The 19,974-nt window shown below is 50.3% G+C and carries 21 protein-coding genes and 1 pseudogene; 20 read left to right on the top strand and 2 right to left on the bottom strand.

The genetic code is table 11. The features are described 5' to 3' along the window. Nucleotides 1-140: 140 nt before the first annotated feature. Nucleotides 141-619 (bottom strand): annotated as a pseudogene (locus JNE38_RS31175) (DUF6022 family protein). A 171-nt stretch (nucleotides 620-790) separates the two neighbouring features. Here JNE38_RS31175 and JNE38_RS31180 point away from each other — a divergent pair. The 18 genes from JNE38_RS31180 to JNE38_RS14650 all read left to right on the top strand — a co-directional run bounded on the left by JNE38_RS31180 (nucleotide 791) and on the right by JNE38_RS14650 (nucleotide 17,708). Next, entirely contained in the window at nucleotides 791-1,015 is a 225-nt protein-coding gene (locus tag JNE38_RS31180; protein ID WP_203357200.1) for a MerR family DNA-binding transcriptional regulator, read from the top strand. Further along, on the top strand, nucleotides 963-1,481 hold the full coding sequence (locus tag JNE38_RS14570) for a MerR family DNA-binding transcriptional regulator (protein ID WP_238933663.1): 519 nt from the start codon (nucleotides 963-965) through the stop codon (nucleotides 1,479-1,481). Before JNE38_RS31180 ends, JNE38_RS14570 begins: the two co-directional genes overlap by 53 nt. A gap of 232 nt (nucleotides 1,482-1,713) precedes the next feature. Further along, the gene (locus JNE38_RS14575; protein WP_203357202.1) at nucleotides 1,714-4,593 is read left to right on the top strand and encodes a sigma 54-interacting transcriptional regulator; all 2,880 of its coding nucleotides are present in this window, start codon (nucleotides 1,714-1,716) and stop codon (nucleotides 4,591-4,593) included. A 13-nt stretch (nucleotides 4,594-4,606) separates the two neighbouring features. Next, nucleotides 4,607-4,870 (top strand): HPr family phosphocarrier protein, encoded by a 264-nt coding sequence (locus JNE38_RS14580; protein ID WP_203357203.1) that lies wholly within the window; start codon nucleotides 4,607-4,609, stop codon nucleotides 4,868-4,870. A 94-nt stretch (nucleotides 4,871-4,964) separates the two neighbouring features. Continuing rightward, complete coding sequence (locus JNE38_RS14585) at nucleotides 4,965-5,129, top strand: hypothetical protein (RefSeq protein ID WP_203357204.1); 165 nt, start codon at nucleotides 4,965-4,967, stop codon at nucleotides 5,127-5,129. 109 nt (nucleotides 5,130-5,238) lie between these two features. Beyond that, nucleotides 5,239-6,225 (top strand): thiamine pyrophosphate-dependent dehydrogenase E1 component subunit alpha, encoded by a 987-nt coding sequence (locus JNE38_RS14590; protein ID WP_428993705.1) that lies wholly within the window; start codon nucleotides 5,239-5,241, stop codon nucleotides 6,223-6,225. 18 nt (nucleotides 6,226-6,243) lie between these two features. Beyond that, nucleotides 6,244-7,236, top strand: a complete 993-nt coding sequence (locus JNE38_RS14595; RefSeq protein ID WP_275296709.1) for an alpha-ketoacid dehydrogenase subunit beta — start codon at nucleotides 6,244-6,246, stop codon at nucleotides 7,234-7,236. 21 nt (nucleotides 7,237-7,257) lie between these two features. Next, nucleotides 7,258-8,484 (top strand): dihydrolipoamide acetyltransferase family protein, encoded by a 1,227-nt coding sequence (locus JNE38_RS14600; RefSeq protein WP_203357205.1) that lies wholly within the window; start codon nucleotides 7,258-7,260, stop codon nucleotides 8,482-8,484. An 18-nt stretch (nucleotides 8,485-8,502) separates the two neighbouring features. After that, nucleotides 8,503-9,885 carry a dihydrolipoyl dehydrogenase gene (gene lpdA / locus JNE38_RS14605; RefSeq protein WP_203357206.1) on the top strand — a complete coding sequence of 461 codons (1,383 nt, stop codon included), beginning with the start codon at nucleotides 8,503-8,505 and terminating at the stop codon, nucleotides 9,883-9,885. Nucleotides 9,886-9,962: 77 nt separating this feature from the next. After that, nucleotides 9,963-10,373, top strand: a complete 411-nt coding sequence (locus tag JNE38_RS14610; RefSeq protein ID WP_203357207.1) for a transcriptional regulator GutM — start codon at nucleotides 9,963-9,965, stop codon at nucleotides 10,371-10,373. A gap of 103 nt (nucleotides 10,374-10,476) precedes the next feature. Further along, nucleotides 10,477-11,010 (top strand): PTS glucitol/sorbitol transporter subunit IIC, encoded by a 534-nt coding sequence (gene srlA, locus JNE38_RS14615; protein WP_203357208.1) that lies wholly within the window; start codon nucleotides 10,477-10,479, stop codon nucleotides 11,008-11,010. Between the two features lie 24 nt (nucleotides 11,011-11,034). Continuing rightward, on the top strand, nucleotides 11,035-12,051 hold the full coding sequence (gene srlE, locus JNE38_RS14620; RefSeq protein ID WP_203357209.1) for a PTS glucitol/sorbitol transporter subunit IIB: 1,017 nt from the start codon (nucleotides 11,035-11,037) through the stop codon (nucleotides 12,049-12,051). Nucleotides 12,052-12,073: 22 nt separating this feature from the next. Next, nucleotides 12,074-12,439 (top strand): PTS glucitol/sorbitol transporter subunit IIA, encoded by a 366-nt coding sequence (locus JNE38_RS14625; RefSeq protein WP_203357210.1) that lies wholly within the window; start codon nucleotides 12,074-12,076, stop codon nucleotides 12,437-12,439. A 39-nt stretch (nucleotides 12,440-12,478) separates the two neighbouring features. Next, a complete protein-coding gene (locus JNE38_RS14630) occupies nucleotides 12,479-13,768 on the top strand; it encodes an NAD(P)H-dependent oxidoreductase (RefSeq protein WP_203357211.1) in 1,290 nt (429 codons plus the stop codon). A 116-nt stretch (nucleotides 13,769-13,884) separates the two neighbouring features. After that, on the top strand, nucleotides 13,885-14,859 hold the full coding sequence (locus JNE38_RS14635; protein ID WP_203357212.1) for a sugar-binding transcriptional regulator: 975 nt from the start codon (nucleotides 13,885-13,887) through the stop codon (nucleotides 14,857-14,859). Then, complete coding sequence (locus JNE38_RS14640; RefSeq protein ID WP_203357213.1) at nucleotides 14,846-15,169, top strand: hypothetical protein; 324 nt, start codon at nucleotides 14,846-14,848, stop codon at nucleotides 15,167-15,169. The genes JNE38_RS14635 and JNE38_RS14640 overlap by 14 nt, the downstream gene beginning before the upstream one ends. Nucleotides 15,170-15,667: 498 nt before the next feature. After that, nucleotides 15,668-16,261 carry a YdeI/OmpD-associated family protein gene (locus JNE38_RS14645; RefSeq protein WP_203357566.1) on the top strand — a complete coding sequence of 198 codons (594 nt, stop codon included), beginning with the start codon at nucleotides 15,668-15,670 and terminating at the stop codon, nucleotides 16,259-16,261. 178 nt (nucleotides 16,262-16,439) lie between these two features. Beyond that, a complete protein-coding gene (locus JNE38_RS14650) occupies nucleotides 16,440-17,708 on the top strand; it encodes a sensor histidine kinase (protein WP_203357214.1) in 1,269 nt (422 codons plus the stop codon). A 189-nt stretch (nucleotides 17,709-17,897) separates the two neighbouring features. Here JNE38_RS14650 and JNE38_RS14655 read toward each other — a convergent pair whose 3' ends face one another. Then, the gene (locus JNE38_RS14655; protein WP_203357215.1) at nucleotides 17,898-18,278 is read right to left on the bottom strand and encodes a VOC family protein; all 381 of its coding nucleotides are present in this window, start codon (nucleotides 18,276-18,278) and stop codon (nucleotides 17,898-17,900) included. Between the two features lie 472 nt (nucleotides 18,279-18,750). Here JNE38_RS14655 and JNE38_RS14660 point away from each other — a divergent pair, with 472 nt between their 5' ends. Both JNE38_RS14660 and JNE38_RS14665 read left to right on the top strand, forming a co-directional pair. Beyond that, nucleotides 18,751-18,951 (top strand): hypothetical protein, encoded by a 201-nt coding sequence (locus tag JNE38_RS14660; RefSeq protein ID WP_203357216.1) that lies wholly within the window; start codon nucleotides 18,751-18,753, stop codon nucleotides 18,949-18,951. Continuing rightward, a complete protein-coding gene (locus tag JNE38_RS14665; RefSeq protein ID WP_203357217.1) occupies nucleotides 18,951-19,952 on the top strand; it encodes a carbohydrate kinase family protein in 1,002 nt (333 codons plus the stop codon). Before JNE38_RS14660 ends, JNE38_RS14665 begins: the two co-directional genes overlap by 1 nt. Nucleotides 19,953-19,974 lie beyond the last annotated feature (22 nt).

The following is a 19,974-nucleotide window of genomic DNA, read 5'->3' on the forward strand; positions in this document are numbered from 1 at the left end:
GAACACTGGCAAAGCTGCCCGTGTTCCTTTTCATATCCTATCTTTGCAAACTCATCTTTATCTTCAATCCCGTATACGCAGGCTAGGTGAGATTCGTGTTACTAGTTTTCTGTTCGCAGTTTGAAAAAGAATGAACGAGTCTACTGTCGCTGTAAGATTCTGGCCACAATCTCTTTTCGCTCTGTTTCTTCGAAGGCGAAAATCCTTGGTCTATCGGGGATGTCGAACTGAATGTGAGAGTGCGGAAACTCCATGACCAGCGTCCCGATCGGTTCGTCCTGATGATTGGCAAGCACGATCCAAAAGATGCGCATCTCATGTCCGGGGGAACCCCATTCCGCTTTTTCCAAGGAATTTCGGAAAAGAAGACAGTCCGCAATCACAAAATCATCGTCTTTGGCGGCATCCACCAATTGAAAGCCATTGCGACGCAGCTCCTGCCAAGCGGGGGGATCAACTTGTCGAGATACATACCGTATGTCGCATCCTCATATTCCGGGAACAGAGCAAAAAGCTCATCTCTGCTCGAGGTAAGCACGGCGCTCCAATTGTGCTCGATATACGCATCGAGTGCCATACCCAATGGTACAATGGTCATATCAGTCTTTAATTCGATCATCAGGACATTCCTCCATCATCCGTTTAATCTGAAGACTTACAACTCAAGTGTATAACATTGAAGCGAATGCAAAGGTTTTGGTAAAAATCAATCGAATTATCTGGAGTACAAACATAAAAGCTTATAAGAACTGCAGTCTTGATGGAAAACAGGGGAGTTATGAACCGTATCATGCGTCCAGCAGATCTCGCCAAGCAGTTAGGGATAAGTACAAGCTCTCTACGAAACTATGAAACCCGTGGGCTTGTACCGCCTGCCAAGAGGGGCCCAATGGATATCGGGGTATACTCCAGAGCATGCTGCCTATTTTTCATGCATCACTGCCATGTCTCCAGGGTTCGGCATGGAACTTACTTCGTCTGTCCTTGCCTTGCTTCAACGAAAACAGCTTGGTGATGCCCTCTGGTTAATCAATGATGCCCAAGCGGCCACTCAGAAGGATCGCAGCATGCTGGATAAAGCGGAAGAGCTGCTGATGCAGCTGAAAGAAGGGAAAGGAGAGAACGGCAAACGAGTGACCATAGGGGAAATGGCGTCAGCTACGAGTCTATCGGCATCCACTCTCCGGTATTGGGAGAAGGAGGGGTACATTCAATCTGAGAGGAACAAAACCAATCGCTATCGTCACTACGACTTGTTTCAAACCGTGAAAATATGGCTGTTGAAATCCACTCAAAACGCTGTCTACTCGAGTGACGTGGTCCTTCTCAAACAAGCGATGGCAATACTGACAGATGGTGATTTGCAGGGATTGCAAGCTTTGATCGGGACTGCACGGGAGGCGCTTGTTCAGCGTAACAGAGAGCAGCTTGGGGGGCTGAATCAATTGCATCAGCTGTGCATGGTGCTCAAGCTGGTTTGAGGAGGTTATTCAAGAGATAGGCAGCGCAGTCGAGTCTGCCGCCGCCTATTCATTTTCTCCGCATCTGATTTCTGCAAATAATCTGTGGAGACACTCACAAATCCTGCCACAGAATATTCTGATCTATAATGGGGAGTATGGTACGGCATAAATTGTAGAACGGAACAAACGGGAAAATCACCTAAGGAAGATTGGAACGCTTATTGCTTGTAATAGATTGCGGGGGGATGTTATGGAGGAACGCATCAAGCAGATCATCAATCACGAGGATAAAAAAGCTCCGTATACCGATGAGCAAATCGCCCGACAGGTAGGGGTCCGACGAGATGAAATCACGCTGCTTCGGCACAAACTCCAGATACCCGATTCCCGGAAAAGAAGGCAGCCTCTCTTGCTCAAGGAAATGGAGAATCTCTTGCAGACTGAACCAGGCATGACGAGTCGGGAGCTGACTACTCGCTTGAATGAACGAGGATATGATGTCTCCCGTTTCATGGTGCATCAGCTGCGGAGCAAAATGGAAGCGTTCTCAGAGCCTGTTCAGATTGCAGGAGACCGAGCCCGGCAAAAAACGCGAAAGGCCAACCAGACGGTGACCTTTGCAAGTCTGATCGGAGCAAAAAGTACATTGAAGGCGGCCATTCAACAAGCGCAAGCGGCCGTACTGTATCCGCCAAACGGCCTGCACACCCTCTTTTTTGGGGAAACGGGCGTAGGAAAGAGCAGAATGGCAGAAGCGATGTATCATTTTGCGATCGAACAGCAGGTGATGAAGCAGAACGCACCATTTGTTATTTTCAATTGCGCGGATTACGCAAAGAATCCGCAGCTTCTGCTCTCCCAGCTGTTCGGGTATGTAAAGGGGGCTTTTACCGGAGCCCAGCAAGATAAGCTCGGTTTAGTGGACCAGGCTGACGGTGGCATCCTGTTCTTGGACGAAATCCATCGGTTGCCACCGGAAGGGCAGGAAAATCTCTTTTACCTGATCGATAAAGGCGTGTACCGGCGATTAGGAGAGGTTCAATTCCAGCAAAAGGCGACGATTCTGATCGTGGGTGCGACAACGGAAAGACCGGAGTCCAGCTTGCTTCTTACCTTGCGCAGGCGAATTCCGATGACCATTGAGCTCCCTTCCTTATCCGAGTGGACGCTGCAAGAACGACTCTCTCTGATCTTTCATTTCTTAAACGAAGAGACCGATCGCATCGGCAGGGAAGTCGTTGTTCAAAAAGAAGTGATGGCTTCCCTGTTGACGTACGACTGCCCGGCAAACATGGGCCAATTGCATAGCGACATTCGGGTGCTGCTCGCGAAAGCCTTTTTGAAAACGATTCATCAGGAAGAAAAAGCCGCCGTACAGGTGGATCGATTCGACCTGCCCATGCCCATCGCAAGTCAACAAAGTACGGGCCTTTCGCCTGAGCTGCCGATGCTCAAGAAGGAACAGTTTTTGTTCATCCCGGGGCAACGCTCTGATGCTGGAGGAGGAGAATTGGAGGAAGATTCCACCCAGCACTTGTACGACTGGGTAGTCGAGCGTTACCAAAACCTGAAGAATCAAGGCCAGAGTGAAGAGCTGATTGAGTTGATCGTGAACAAAGAGCTAGATACACGCATGGAACCGTCGACCGGAGAGCATGAAAAGCGCTCTCTTCGTTTGCAGCAGCTGGTCAAGCTGGTGGGCGATCAGGTAGTCCAGGCTGTGGAGCAAATGCTGTGGATTGCGGAGCGGCATATGACATTGGATTACCAGAGAATTTCATATGCATTAGCCATTCATCTGCACGGCTTGCTCAATCGATGGCCGGAAGCAAATGGTCAGCATGGTGTCATCGAAACCGAACATGAATCCATGGAGTACAAAGTAGCGCTGGAAATGGCCAAGGTCATCCAAACCAGCTATGGCATCCTTCTTCCCGAAAACGAAGTGGCGATCCTCGCCATGTATTTGCAGCAATGCTCCATCTTCACCGAATCAAAGCCGATGATTGGCGTTGTCGTCACCTCGTACGGTCTGGTCGCGAAAAGCATGGTCGACGTGGCGACTCGTCTGTTCGAACGAAAGCATGCTCAGGCAGTCGAGCTGTATTGGAACGACGATCTCTCTGTCGCAATCGAGCGGATCTGCACGGCGATCCAGCAGGTAGACCAAGGAAAAGGGGTTGTCCTGCTTGCCGATATGGGGAGCAATCTCCTGAGTGCACAGGAGTGGGAGAGAAGAAGCGGTGTGGCTGTGCGGGTGCTGTCGAATGTGACAACGACGCTGGTCATCGAAGTCATCCGAAAATGCCTCTATTCGAGGGAGTCACTGGAGCAAATCACAAACCAGATGAGTCACATGCCGGCTCAAGCCCTTCATCAGGTTCCCACATTTGCTGCCAAGCCAGTGGCGATTGTCACGATTTGTATCACTGGCGAGGGAGCGGCAAAAAGGCTGGATCCGCTACTTAAGGAAAAGCTTTCGACCACGGATGAGCAGGTCACGATTTTGAATGCGAGCTCGCTTTCGATCCGCAAGCAGTACAAGGAATGGCTGGAAAAGTATCACATCTTTGCGGTGGTCGGTACCGTGAACCCGATGCTCGACGGAATCCCTTTCATATCCATCAAGGAAATCGTGGACGAATCCGGGATCAGCTTCATGAAACGTTTGTTGATGCTGGCAAGCGGGATGCTTCCCGAGTCGTTGATCCCTCCCTCTTTTGAATTACAGGATCTTTTGTATCCGGAGCTGATCTGCGACAACCTCGCGGCAGCCACGAAAGAACAAGTCATCGAATCTTTGGCCAATCGTTTGCAAGAGCACGGTTTTGTCGAGTCCACTTTCGCGCACAAGGTGTGGGAACGGGAAAAAATGGGAAACACCTGCTTGTTCGGAGCGGCCATCCCGCACGCAGACACGCTGCAAACAATCCGACCTGGAATCGCCATAGCTGCATTGGCGCAACCAGTAGAATGGGAACCTGGGCATTCGGTGCGCCATGTGTTTATGCTGGCGATCACAGAAACCTGCCAGCCGGCTGTTGAGCAGCTCTATCACTTCCTGCAAGAGCGGGAAAACGCAGACGAGCCGCTTGATTTGCAGAAGCTGATGGGCGGGAAAACGAAATGAAGGAGGACGTACCATGGAAAAGCAAGTAACCATATTGAATAAAAACGGTCTGCATGCGAGGCCGGCTTCTGAATTCGTCAAATTGGCTTCACGATTCCAGTCAGAGATCCACATCCTCGCGGGTACAAAAGTCGCCAATGGGAAAAGCATCATTAACGTACTGTCTTTGGCTGCAGCTGAGGGAACTGTCTTGACCCTCAAGGCTGTCGGGCCGGATGAAACAGAAGCGATCGAAAGACTTTCCACCCTGATCGAACGCAGGTTTGGAGAAGAGTGAGCAATTGTCTCTTGACTCGTTTGTCAGAATATTTATAATGAATTACAAATGTAACGATAAGGAACATTTGTAAAAACGTCCGGAGGTGGCCTGCATGAAGTCCATGGAAAAGATAACTCCCGGAGCGAAGGTATACAAACTGTTTGAACACGAAAAGCTGGTTTGCGAAGGGAAAGACGAGGTGTTCATCATCTCGGTGACCAAGATGTCGCGTGAGGAATATGAGCGGGATCAAAAGCAATCAGCCGCCAATCACTAACTTCATATGGAATTTACCGACGCTTGGACCACGGGTCAGGTGGGGGAACCATCCCTCCATCTGACCCGTTTTTTCATGATACAAGCTATTTCTCGAGGAGGAGAGGACTTTGATTACCAATGTAAACGTTCCACCCATGATCACGGAGAAAAAGCTGGTGGAGCTGTTTCATCAAATGTGGCTGATCCGATTTTTTGATGAGAAGGTCGATGAGTTTTTTGCCAAAGGGCTGATTCACGGGACGACACACCTATGTGTTGGGCAGGAAGCCTCGGCTTCTGGAGCGATCGCCGTATTGGAAGAGCGCGACAAGATCACGAGCACGCATCGCGGCCACGGTCACTGTATCGCAAAGGGCGCAGAAACCAACCGCATGATGGCTGAGCTTTTTGGGCGTGTTACCGGGTACTGCCGCGGAAAAGGCGGTTCGATGCACATAGCCGATGTGGAAAAAGGCAACTTGGGGGCAAACGGAATCGTTGGCGGAGGGATTCCGATTGCCGTAGGTTCTGCCTTGACATCGCAGATGAAAAAGCTCGGCTATGTGACGCTGTGCTTTTTCGGAGACGGGGCTTCCAATGAAGGAAGCTTTCACGAAGCAATCAATATGGCGGCCATATGGAATCTCCCGGTCGTTTTTATCTGCGAAAACAACCAATACGGCATGTCAGGACCTGTGAAGGAAATGGTGAAGGTAGCCAACATCGCGGATCGTGCCGCAGCATACGGCATTCCTGGCCAGGTGGTGGACGGAAACGATATTTTTGCCATGATGAACGTTACCCATGAAGCGGTCGAGCGTGCGCGGCGGGGAGAAGGGCCGACACTCGTGGAAGCCAAGACCTATCGCTGGAAAGGCCACTCCAAAAGCGATGCGAAAAAGTACCGGACTCGCGAAGAGGAAATGGACTGGCGCAGCAACCGCGATCCCATCGAGCGGATGAAGCGTGTCCTGATCAGCGAGGGGATGCTAAGCGAACAAGAGGCAGAGCGGTTGGAAGCAGAGGCTAAAAAGGAAATCGAGGACGCTGTGAAGTTTGCCGAGGAAAGCCCGATGCCGCCGATTGAAATTTTGGAAGAAGATGTCTACGCGTAGGCGAGGGAGGGAAATGGCGTGTCTACCCAAAGAGAGCTCACTTATTTGGAAGCGGTCAGGGAATGCATGAGTCAGGAGATGCGCGTCAATGAAGACGTGTTCATCATGGGGGAAGATATCGGGTTGTACGGAGGGGCCTTTGGTGTCACGCGCGGCATGATCGAAGAATTCGGCAACGAAAGAGTGCGGAATACCCCGATCTCCGAGGCAGCGATAGCGGGTGCAGCAGTCGGAGCAGCCATGACTGGCATGCGTCCGATCGTCGAGCTTCAGTTTTCTGATTTCATCACCATCGCAACCGACCAGATCGTAAACCAGGCGGCGAAAAACCGATATATGTTTGGAGGAAAAGGCAAAGTGCCGCTCGTACTGCGGACGCCATCCGGTTCGGGGACAGGGGCAGCCGCTCAGCATTCCCAGAGCCTGGAGGCCTGGATGGCCCATATTCCGGGGCTGAAGGTCATTCAGCCATCCACGGGTTACGATGCAAAAGGCTTGTTGAAAGCCGCGATCGACGACGATAACCCCGTCATCTTTTACGAGCACAAGCTCCTTTACCGTACAAAAGGGTACGTGCCAGAGGAGCCCTACAGCCTGCCGATCGGCAAAGCGGACATCAAGCGCCAGGGGACAGATGTGACCATTGTGGCTACAGCGATCATGGTTCACAAAGCTCTGCAAGCGGCAGTCGAGCTCGAGAAAGAAGGGATCAGCGTAGAAATCATCGACCCGCGTACGCTGGTGCCATTGGATATCGAGACGATCATCGAATCCGTGAAAAAGACCGGACGAGTAGTCGTGGTGCACGAGGCGGTCAAGCGCGGCGGATTTGGCGGAGAGATCGCCAGCCTCATTGCGGAGAGCGAAGCTTTTGATTATTTGGATGCACCCATCAAGCGCTTGGGTGGCAAATCTGTTCCGATTCCGTACAATCCGGTCCTCGAAAAAGCAGCCATTCCACAAGAGCGCGATATCATCCAAGCGGTCAAAGAAACGGTATTCCGCCGCTGACATAGGAGGGGGTCGATCATCATGGCTACTGCCGTATTTATGCCGAAATTGAGCATGACCATGGAGACGGGAACGGTCATTCAATGGTTCAAGCAGGAAGGGGACCACGTTCGAGAAGGGGACGTCCTCCTGGAAGTGTTGACCGATAAAATCAACATCGAAGTGGAGTCCTATTCAACAGGTACTCTGCTGAAAATCTACTATGGTCACGATCAAGTCGTTCCCGTCAATCATGTGATTGGCTATGTGGGTGACGCTGGCGAGGCTGTCCCTGATTTACCGCCTTCCTCGGAGTCGAACATCGCCAAAGATTCGACAGAAGCACAGCATGAGCAAAAAGATCAGCAAGTATCCCATTTTGCAGGGCCAATTACTCAAAAAATCAGAGCCACGCCAGTAGCACGGCGGATCGCCAGGGAAAACGGAATCGAGCTGGGTGCGGTCATTGGATCAGGACCCAATGGCAGGGTTCAAAAAGCAGATATCGAGCTCGCTGTTGCTGCTCAATCAAAATCTGCCTCAAGTCTCGCCCCAACGACTGCCAAACAAACGGAAGCCGCAAACCGACGAGTGAAGCTGGATGGCATGCGCAAGGTCATCGCTGAGCGAATGGCAGCAAGCGCCTACACAGCTCCGCATGTGACACTCACCACAGAAGCGGATATGAGTCGGGTCGTGGAGGTGAGATCTACCCTGCTGCCTACGATTGAGAAGATGACCGGTGCGCGGCTCTCTTACACGGAAATCATCGTAAAGGCAGTTGCGTCAGCATTAGCTCGTCATTCAAATGTCAATGTGTCCTTGAAAGAGGATGTCATCGAGCACCACGAATCCGTTAACATCGGTTTGGCCGTGGCGGTAACGAATGGATTGGTGGTCCCAGTTTTGAAGCAGGCAGATCGAAAAGGTCTCGCGGAGCTGACGGTGGAGTCGAAGCGGTTGGCAAGCCTGGCACGGGAGGGACGCTTGCTTCCGGATGATATGCATGGCGGCACCTTTACGATCAGCAACCTGGGGATGTACGCGATTGACACTTTTACGCCAATCATTAATCAGCCTGAGAGTGCCATCCTCGGAGTCGGACGAATCCATGAAAAACCGGTGGGGGTGGCCGGTCAGATCGTTTTGCGTCCGATGATGTCCCTGTCCTTGTCTTTTGATCATCGCGTCATGGACGGAGCCCCAGCAGCTGCATTTTTGCAAGAAATCAAAGAATTGCTGGAAGAACCCTACCAACTGCTGGCGTAAAAGGAGGAGCACTACACCATGAAAACGTATGATATTGCCGTCATTGGCGGAGGTCCCGCAGGATATGTGGCAGCCATTCGTGCCTCCAAAGAAGGGAAGCGGGTTGCTCTGATCGAGGCCGATCATGTGGGAGGGACCTGCTTGAATCGCGGCTGCATCCCTTCCAAAACCTTGCTCCATGGGGCAGGCGTCATCGATCAGATTCGCAAAGCATCGAGCTGGGGAATCGAGACGGGCGAAGTGACAGTTTCTCTGGAAAGAATGATGGCGCGAAAAAATCTGGTCATCTCCCGACTGCGCACAGGAATTACTGCCTTGCTGAAAGCGGGAAAAATTGATTTGCTCGCGGGATATGGCGAGGTAAAAGCTGACAAAAGCATTTCCGTTCGCGTCGGGGAAGCGGAGCACAGCATACTGGCAAGCTCGATCATACTAGCCACCGGTTCCACACCGGCTGTACCGCCCATTCCTGGACTCTCTGATGTCCCTTTCCATACCAGTGATACGATATTCGATATCGACCACATACCAGCATCGATCGCCATTCTCGGCGGTGGCTTCATAGGCGTCGAATTTGCGTGCATCTTTGCCAGCCTAGGAGCAAACGTGACGATCATCGAGATGGCAGATCGTGTGATCCCGCTCGAAGATGCAGATGCATCCCGCGTGCTTGGCAAGTCACTGCGCAGCAGGGGCGTCAGTTTGGGAACAGGCCTCAAGGTCACGGCGGTCACGAATAGCAAGGAAGGGATTCTGCTGCAAGCGGTAGATAAGAAGGGCATTGCTCAGACCATCACAAGTGAAGCGCTACTCGTGGCTGCGGGGCGCAAACCGAATGTGCTTGCTTTCTCCAATCTGAATATGGAAATGAATGGTCCCTTTGTGAAGGTAAATGAATATTTGGAGACAAGCGTACCGGGTGTGTTTGCGGCTGGCGATCTGATTGGCGGCTGGCAGCTCGCGCATGCGGCAAGCGCGGAGGGACAGATCGCTGCGGTCAATGCGGCAGGGGGGAGACAAAAGGCCAATGTTCATGCGGTCCCTCGCTGCATCTATACGAGTCCGGAGATCGCAAGCGTAGGATTGAGCGAGGAAGAAGCGAAAGCACGCGGTTATACGGTGAAAACCAGCATCTATCAGCATAGTGGAAATGGCAAAGCGTTGGCCTCTGATGAAAGCGGGGGCTTTACCAAACTGATAGCGGAAGAGACTTACGGTGAGGTGCTGGGGGTCGTCATGGCCGGGCCGCACGTGACGGAAATGATCGCGGCGGGAACCGCCTTTTTGCAGTTGGAAGCGACGGTGGATGATCTGGCCGAGATGATCTTTCCGCACCCAACTGTATCCGAGAGTCTGATGGAGGCTGCGGCGCAGTGGCTTGGCCGCGGCATTCACACCTAAAAGATTGTGTTTGACTTGAAAGCGTTTTCAATTTACAATTGTAACTAATAAGAACATTTGTAAAAGGAGGTGGTCACTTGGCTTCTTGGGGGTACGTTGTTCTGCTGTTTGCGGGGCTTTGGGTTTTGCAGGTGGTATTCACTCAAAGGCAATCCCGACACTACTACCAGGAGTTAAGGGAAATGCAGCGGCAACCCAACGGCTACTTGGGAGTCGGAGTGAACAAACGACGGTTTGGCGTCGGTGCCGTTATCATTTTGGTGACGGATGTGCAGGGAAAGGTAACTAAATGCAGGCGAATGACTGGCATTAGCGTATTTTCCCGCTTTGGTCCGTATGAAGAGCCAATTGGCAAGGAGCTCGACTACCTGTATGAACAGGCAACACAGCAAGCAAAGCATCCTGTTCAAACGGCGCTACGAATGGCAATCGACCAAATTCGGGCCGCGCAGTCCAAACAGCAGCACAAGGAAGAGCAAACTGGATAAACAATGTTGGGCCGCGGGCCAGATGGATAACCATCTGGTTTTTTATTTTCTTTCGAGTCGTATGGAAGAGAAGACAAGTTTTGATAAGGGAGGTACGGACGTTATGGACTTTTTTGTTCATCTTGCAGAAGGTTTCATCGGCATGTTTCAAGAGGGCGGGAAGACCTTTGTAGGATTGGTGACGGGGATCATCCCCACATTGATCTGCTTGATCACAGCTGTAAACGCCTTTATTAAATTCGTCGGAGAGGAACGCATAGAAAGATTCGCTGCCAAATGCACAGGCAATATGGTCTTGCGCTATACCATCTTCCCGATCTTATCCATGTTCTTTTTGACCAACCCGATGGCCTACACATTCGGCAAATTTTTGCCAGAGCATCAAAAACCGGCTTTTTACGACTCTGCGGTTTCCTTTTGCCACCCGATCACCGGTCTGTTCCCCCATGCAAACGCTTCAGAGCTCTTCGTCTACATGGGGATCGCCACAGGGATCACACAGCTGGGTCTCTCACTCGGACCACTGGCCATTCGTTACTTTTTGGTTGCGATCGTCGTCATTTTGATTCGCGGTATCGTAACCGAATCCATCACCAAAATGATGATGAAACGCCGCGAAGCGCAGGTCGCGGCATAATGGAGCGGAAAGGGGAGACAGAGAATGAGCAACTATCGTGCGGTACTGGTCACAAAAGCGACAAGCGGTTGGGGAGGACCACTGACCATCCTGCCCACTGATGAGAAACCATACATTGCCTCCATCACGGGCGGCGGCATTCACCCTGTGGCGGCACGGATCGCTGAGCTGACAGGAGGGATCGCAGTCGATGGCTTTAGCAATAAGGTGGAGCCAGATGAGATGGCATGCGTGATCATTGACTGCGGGGGGACAGCCCGCTGCGGCGTTTACCCCAAGCTCGGGGTCCTGACTGTCGATGTGATGCCAGCTTCCCCGTCCGGACCCTTGATCAATTTTATCAAGGAAACGAACTTTGTCTCCGGGGTGAAAGAGAGCCACATCGAACTCTTGAACGAAGTGGCATCAACAGCTGAAAGTACATCTGCAACCAAAAAATCCGCTCAAGAGCTGAAAGCCGAGGCTCGTGCCAAAGTGGCGAGCATGCAAAGCAATCAACCGACTCGAAAGCCCAATTTCATAGAGAAAATCGGTCGTGCGATGGGAGGAGTTGTCGGAACGTTCTACCAAGCGGGACGTGACACAGTCGATCAGGTTTTGCGAAACATCCTGCCGTTTATGGCATTTGTCAGCACATTGATCGGGATCATTCTGTTCACAGGAATTGGCGACATTCTCGCAAATGTCATCAAGCCACTGGCAGGAAACCTGATCGGACTGTTGGTCATCTCCATCGTCTGCGCGCTCCCGTTTTTGTCTCCTTTGCTCGGTCCTGGAGCGGTCATCGCCCAAGTCGTAGGGGTTTTGGTTGGGGTGGAAATCGGCAGAGGAAACATCCCGCCGCAATTGGCTTTGCCAGCACTCTTTGCCATCAATCCTCAAGTAGGCTGCGACTTCGTACCGGTAGGACTCACGCTCGGGGAAGCCAAACCGGAGACGATTGAAGTAGGCGTTCCCGCGGTTCTACTCTCTCGCCAGATTACGGGGCCAGTGGCGGTCATCCTCGCTTACGTGGCAAGCATCGGACTATACACCGAGTAAAATCATGATCAGGAGGGTGCGCATGAACACCTTGTTTACCAGCACGATCGTTTCCATCGGGGTGATGGTAACGGATTTTCTCAGAGAAAACACATTGATTTTGTTCAATGAGGATGCGCCGGAAGAATTGCATGATATCGCCGTGCTGCACACCAAATCCGAGGAAGCACTGACGATCGGACCGGGCGATATTCTCCTGTTGGGTGAAAGGTCATACAAGGTCACTTCTGTCGGGGAAAAAGCGAATGAAACCTTGCAAACCATCGGTCATTGCACGGTGAAAGCGGATGGCAGCAACGTACCTCAGCTGCCAGGCACCATCCATGTGGAAGACGCGGACCTGCCTGCCTTGGAGATCGGAGCCAAAGTGGCCTTTATCCGCCCGTAAACCACAACATTCATTTACCAAAAGAGAGGGAGAGACACCATGTTGGGATTCAATAGACGACTGGCAGCTTTAGAAAAAGAAGGAGGCTGCATTCGCGTCGGTCTTGTCGGTGCCGGGCAAATGGGACGGGGCTTGATCTCACAAATTGAGGGCATGAAAGGAATGTCTGTTGTCATCACGGCTGATCTTTTTCCGGATAACGTCAAGGCTGCCTATCGCAAAGCAGGCATTCCGGAAGCCCGAATCACGGAGACGGAGGACATCGACAAAGCTGATAAAGCCATTGCGTCCGGACATTACGTGGTGACGCGTCATGCCGAGCTGCTCCCCCAGCTGACGAATGTGGACGTGATTGTCGATGCGACCGGAATGCCCGAGATCGGTGCCAAGGTAGCGTGGGAAGCGATCCGGCATAAAAAGCATATCGTCATGCTGAATGTGGAAGCTGATGTGACGATCGGTCCGCTGCTGATGCAGCAGGCAAAAGAAGCGGGGGTCGTCTACACGGGATCAGCGGGAGATGAACCCGGAGCCATCATGGAGCTGTATGATTTTGCAGATGCTCTAGGCTTTGAAATCATCGCGCTGGGAAAAGGAAAAAACAATGCATTGAACGTGCATGCCAACCCTGATTCTGCACGGGCGGAAGCGGCCCTCAAAGGGGCGAGCCCCAAAATGCTGGCATCGTTTCAGGACGGTACCAAAACGATGGTGGAGATGACAGCCGTCGCCAATGCGACTGGGTTTGTCCCCGATAGACCGGGGATGCATGGGCGAAAGGCTAAGTTAGCGGAACTGCCAGGTCTTTTCTCGCTCGCAGAAAAGGGCGGCATGCTAAACCGCACCAAGATCGTCGATTATGTGGACGGTGTGGCACCCGGCGTCTTTGCGATTATCTCCTCTTCCATGCCGGAAGTGCACGACACCATGAAATATTTGAAGATGGGTGAGGGCCCGCATTATGTCCTGTACCGCCCTTATCATCTGACCAGCCTGGAGACACCTCTTTCGATTGCGCGGGCTTATTTCCAGCAAGAAGCCACGATCGCCCCCTACTGCGGATTAGTGGCTGAGACCGTAGCTGTTGCCAAAATGCGCTTGAAGCCAGGGGAGGCCATGGATGGAATCGGTGGGTTTTCCGCCTATGGCACCATTGTGACCGCAGCGGACAAACGGGAACGAAATGCATTGCCTATCGGTTTGATCGGTTCGAATATTCGGTTGAAGAGAGAGGTTGAGCAAGGCGCAGTGATCACTCTAGATGACATCGAAATTACCGAGCAGTCCACGATTCATCGTCTTCGCGAGCAAATGGAAAAAGAGAGCTGAATAGGACTTGGGGAAGACATCCGTGTGTCTTCCTCTTTCCTTTCTAAAAAGAACAGCAAATCTGTTATAATATGTAAGAAAGAGGAGTATAGTAACGTTTTTAATGAGGGATACATATGGATAACTGGACAGAAAAACGTGAAATGGTACGAGTCGCCAAATTATACTATTTGAATGGACTCACACAGGCCGAGATCGCCAAAAAGCTCGGGGTTTCAAGACCGGTCATTTCCAAAATGCTGCAGCGCGCCAAGGATACGGGAATCGTGGAAATTTACATCCGCGACGAAACAGTGAGTATGGTGGAATTGGAGCAGCAGCTTGAAGCCGCATTGCGCCTGGATGAGGTCATCGTGGTCCCGGCTCACGGGAGCAAAAATGAAGAACTGATCAAGCAACAAGTAGCCAAAGCAGCTGCCCAGTATCTTCCCAAGTGGATCCGCAATAAGCGGAGGATCGGAATCTCATGGGGGACGACGCTGTACCATCTCGTCAATGAATACCCATTTGAGAGACATCATAAAATGAAAGTATACCCACTGGTTGGCGGCATTGGACGCCACCGGATCGAGATACACTCCAATCAGTTGGCCTATGAATTTTCCAAAAAGCTCGGGGGTAGCTGTGAGTTTCTTTACGCTCCCGCTATTGCTGATTCGATGGAACTGAAAAGACAGTTGGTAGACTCACCGGATATTCGATCCATTCTGGATGAAGCGCGGCGAGTGGAGCTTGCCATCGTCGGGATCGGAAATCCGTATGAATCGACCATGACGGAAATGGGGTATCTAAAAGATGAGGATCTTCGCCAGCTGCAGGAAGGTCAGGCAGTCGGGGATATCAGCTCGCGTTTTCTCGATCGGACGGGGAAACCCATCGATACCGATCTGAATCATCGCGTCATCGGGATCGAGCTGGATGAGCTGAGACAGATCCCCATTGTGGTGGGAGTCGTTTCAGGAAGCAATAAGCTGGAAGCAGTTTGGTCCAGTCTGCGAGGAGACTATTTCGACAAGTTAATCATAGACGAATATTTGGCGGAAGCCCTATTGGATAAGGCGAAGGAGGTGAGCAACGGTGAAAGAGGATAGAATGAGAGCGACCCTGTTTTGCGACAAATGCATGGATGATACCGTCCATGAGGTGACGTATGTGGACAACATCCTGTATCAGATTCGTTGTGTAGCCTGTGACAAATCGCACTCACGCGGATCGGAAATTCAACGAGAGCTGTACTTGAATTACATGGAGAGAGTGTTTAGCAAGCCCAAGCGCTTTAAAAATGAGGCAGGGGACAACTTACCTCATTTCCTGTTTTCACTCCCCTATCGTGTGATGAGCAAGCCTTTTCGAACCTACAAGGAAATCAAAGACATGTTCCTATACAAACGAAAAATCTGATCCAGAAACGCAAAAACGAAGGCGCCAGGTGCGGCCTTCGTTTTTTTGGTGCCTGCCAGCTTTCGTACGGGAACACTACGGAATGAGATTCCCGGCAGCCTTGTAGATTTGGTGCCACTCTTCCCGAGGGAGAGTCACGTCCGCACCCTTGCAAGCGTCTTTTAACCGCTGAGGACTCGTCGTTCCCAGCACCACCTAATGTTGGCGGGATGACGGGTGATCCAAGCCGTCGCAATCGCTTTGTTGGTTACCCCATGCACTTTCGCGATTTATGGACTGAGCGGGCTTCATGTTAAAGGAAACGACTGAATCGATCACGAGGGTATGGGCGATACTAAGTTTTTACTTTGGCCAGGCACCTCGATAGCAAGGAGTACGAAATCACTTCATCGAATAAAAAAAGATGGATGGGAGTCTCCCCTTGCCTGTTTCTGTCAAGGATACGAATAGGATTGATCATTCACAGCTGATTGAATAATTACAGAGGGGTGTTTCATGATGGCGAACAGCCAAACGAATCCAAAGGTTGATGAATTTTTAGGGAAAGCCAAAAAGTGGAAGGCAGAATATGAAGAGTTGAGAAAGATTGTTCTGGACTGTGATCTGACTGAAGAGTTTAAGTGGATGCATCCTTGCTACACGTATGAGAATAAGAACATCGTGTTAATCCATGGATTTAAAGAATATTGTGCGCTTCTGTTTCACAAAGGTGCCCTGTTACAGGATGTCCATGGGATTCTCATCCGACAAACGGAGAATGTACAGGCTGGGCGCCAGATTCGATTTACCAATGTTCAAGAAATCGTTGATCAGGAATCCATCTTGAAAGCTTATATTCAGGAAGCCGTTGAAGTTGAAAAAGCCTGTTTGGAAGTGAATTTCAAAAAGAATACAGAATACATCATTCCGGAAGAGCTTCAAATGAAATTCGATGATATCCCTGCCTTGAAAACTGCTTTTGAAGCATTGACGCCGGGACGGCAAAGAGCATACATTCTTCATTTTTCGGGGCCAAAGCAATCCAAAACGAGAGAAGCTCGGATTGAAAAATGTATGCAGCAAATTCTCAGTGGAAAGGGATTAAATGATTAGGGCAGAAAATAGATCCGAAGTGAGTAAGCAACTGCCGCGAACGCCACACGTTGGCTGTACTAAATCAGCAGAAAGGAACTCCAACGAAATAACGATGTCCTAATTTTTTTATAAGTGCTAAAATATGCCTTAGGAGGCCGATACTTACACTTTTTGGTTTGAATGCTAGGGGGAAGCTATGGTTAGTTACTTCAAAGATTTTTTACTGAACATTTTCATTATATTTTCCCCACTTGTTTTTTATCCGTACTTAAATAAATACAAAGCGCAAGGTAGAGACACCCTGTACAGAGTCTCCCTGTATATCCTCTTTGCATTCGCATTGCTTCTAACCATGTCATTTCCCGTCAATCTGCATGGACTCATCTATGATTTTCGCTCCATCCCCTTGGTTTTGGGATCGCTTTATGGAGGCCCCATCGTCACGGTTTTTTTGTTTTTGACTGTTGTGGTGTACCGTTTCATCTTGGATAATCCTCAGCAGCTGGCATACATGATCTCTGTTCTTCCTGCCGCGGCTCTTGTGATTATGATGCAGAAAAGGTTCCAAGAGAGGAAGCTGTATCAGAAAATTCTCTTGTCCATCATATTGTGTACATGTATCAAATTGATCATTTTTGGCATTTATCTTGCTTATATCCACGAATTTGCACGGATGTTCAATCAGCCTCTCGCTACCATCGAGACCTATTTGCTGCAGGCAGTCATTATTGCGGTTTGTGTGTATCTCGTTGAATTTCTCCATACGTATTCACAGATGCAAGAAGAAATGATCAAGAGCGAAAAAACCAAGATCGTCAGCGAAATGGCTGCTGCGGTTGCCCACGAAATTCGCAACCCGCTCACTACCGTGAGAGGCTTCATTCAATTATTTGGCGCCGATGATTTGGACAAGCAAAAGAAAGAGTTTTATCAAAAGATCTGCCTGGAAGAGCTGGATCGGGCGCAGCTTATCATTACGGATTATCTTTCGCTGGCAAAGCCCGACCCGGAAATCATCGAGACCATTGCCATCAACGAAGAGATACAATATTTATCCAATGTCCTCATGACCTATGCCAATTATAACAACATCCAAATCAGTGGGATCCTTTCGGAGGACCCTTCCTTGAAAATCGTGGGAGATCGATATAAGTTCCGCCAAGCCTTGATCAACATCGGAAAAAATGCAATCGAAGCTCTTCCTGAGGGGGGACTGTTGGAAATAATGGCAAATGGAACGGGGGAGGAAGTGTTCATCGTGATCCGGGATAATGGGATCGGAATGACGCCGGAGCAGATCAATCGACTCGGTACCCCTTATTACTCTACCAAAGAAAAAGGAACGGGCCTTGGAACGATGGTATCCTTTGGGATTATTAAAAAGATGAGCGGAAGAATTGGGATTACCAGCGAAAGAGGCGTGGGAACGGAGTATACCTTGAGTTTCCCGCGAGTGAACGGATGACTGGATAAAAGATGATGATTTCAAGTACCCCGCAGCTGGTTGCGGGGTTTTTTCTGTGAAAAACGTCCCCTCTCATCGGGGGATTGGACATCTTGACGTTCTCCTAATCGTGGATGGGACACCACTTCTCGTGAACGCAAAAAAGCGGCCAACAATTCCTGTCAGCCGCTAATCCGTACGTACAATCTGTCACTTTTTCTCCATGACGGCAAAGTAGTTCTCTTCATCATCCGCAAAGTTAAATACTTTTCCGGAAGGCATCTGGACAACATCTCCGACCTTCACGTTTTTGTTGCGCAAGTCGCTATGCAATTGATCGAGATTATCGGTAAAAAACATTAAAGAAGGTGTACCGAGATTTAATCCAGGTGACATTTTCGCCACGAATTCCTTGTTGTGGAGAATGATGCTGGTCTCTGCCTGTTTGGTCGGCGCAATCTCGATCCATCTCATGCCTTGTCCATTGTCTTCTTCGGAAATGACATGAAACCCCATTTTTTCCGTCCAAAAATCCCTGGCTCCATCTTGATTATTGACATACAGCATAATTTGACCGACTTTACTCATCATCAGTGATCACTCCCGTATATAAGTTATTACCCGTTTCCAGGCAAAGAATCCGTTCTGCAGGTAAAGGTCATGCTCTTGGCAAGATCAGGTTACCCGATCTGCAGTTGGCTCTCGCTTTCCTCTTTCTATCATAGCACGTAGCCCAGACTAATATTTCTCATCGATTGCGAATGTTAGGGGAGAAGCTTTTCTAACAGCAGGATGAAAATGTTTTCGGTTCAAGAATTCAGCTACCAAGCGAATGTTACGAATAAACTATTTAATTGATGAGAAAAGTATCACCTTTTCCTTCTGAAAAATAGAAATAGAAGATATTTGTTCGAAAGTGTTTGTTTGTGATGGCGCTGTTGCTTTTTTATTTTCTTCTGTTTATCATAGGCATATATTTCCTAAATGGAAATATTCAGATAATGGAACTGCTGAGTTCTTCTAGGGGGACGTAACCCTCAGATGGAAAGAAGGAATGGAAGAAATGAACTCCACGAACGCAGAAGTGATGGTCGCAGGACTGGTTTGTCTGGATATCTTTCCGACGGTACCGGCAGGCAAAGCACTGAGTCAGTTTCTACTCCCAGGGAAACTGATTGAGGTTGGCGAAGCTGCCGTCTCAACGGGTGGTGCAGTCTCCAATACCGGGCTCGCCTTGCATCGATTGGGGTCTCCACTTGTCTGATGGGGAAAGTGGGGGACGACGAGTTCGGGCGCATGGTTATCGACATTTTGAGAAGAGCGGATCCGTCATTCATCAACGAGATGATTGTAGCCAAAGGAGAGCAGACCTCTTACTCCATTGTGCTCAGCATACCCGGTGTGGACCGGATCATCCTACACTGTCCTGGTGCGAACGCGACGTTTCATCCTGCAGATCTTGACCCAGACCGGATCGCACGCGCTCGAATCTTTCATTTTGGATATCCTCCGCACATCCGCCAAATGTATGTAAATGGCGGGCAAAACTTGGCAGAACTCATGGAGAAAATCAAACGCCTTGGCGTCGCAACCTCCCTGGACATGGCTATGCCCGATCCGGATGCCGAGTCAGGCCGAGTGGATTGGATCCAGCTGCTCCAAAGGACGCTGCCTCACGTCGACCTTTACTTGCCCAGTCTGGAAGAGACCCTGTTTATGCTCAAACGCCCGTATTACGAAGAGCTGCAGCGAAGGGCAGGCGAGGAAGGAATATTGCCTCTGGTTTCGGAAGAGGTCATACGTGAATCAGCGGAACAATTGCTTGGGATGGGATGCGGAATGGTGGGGCTGAAGCTGGGTGAGTCGGGTATGTTGTTGCGAACGGGCTCTAGAGAAAGGCTTCGTCAAATAGGTGGCTCTCTGATCCGCGATCATGAGCAATGGGCCAACCGGCAGCTGTGGACGCCTTGCTATGAAACGATCGTAAAGGGAACAACGGGGGCTGGAGATTGCACCATCGCGGGCTTCCTGGCAGGGATGTTGAAGGGATTGCTACCAGAGTCTACCTTGCGTCATGCAGTCGCGGTAGGTGCTTTCTGTGTAGAAGCAATGGATGCGACGAGCGGAGTGGTTTCCTGGGAGCAGGTCGAAGGGAGGGCGCGAGCAAAGGAAAAGAGGCTTCCACTGCGACAAGCTCCCGAGGGCTGGTCTTGGGATGAACGGCTAGAGACATGGGTGGGGCCGCTAGACAAATCATTCGTTTGAATATGTTTGGAAATGTTTGTAT

Origin of the sequence: Brevibacillus choshinensis, from assembly GCF_016811915.1 — a bacterium.
In the GTDB taxonomy this organism is placed as follows: Bacteria; Bacillota; Bacilli; order Brevibacillales; family Brevibacillaceae; genus Brevibacillus; species Brevibacillus choshinensis_A.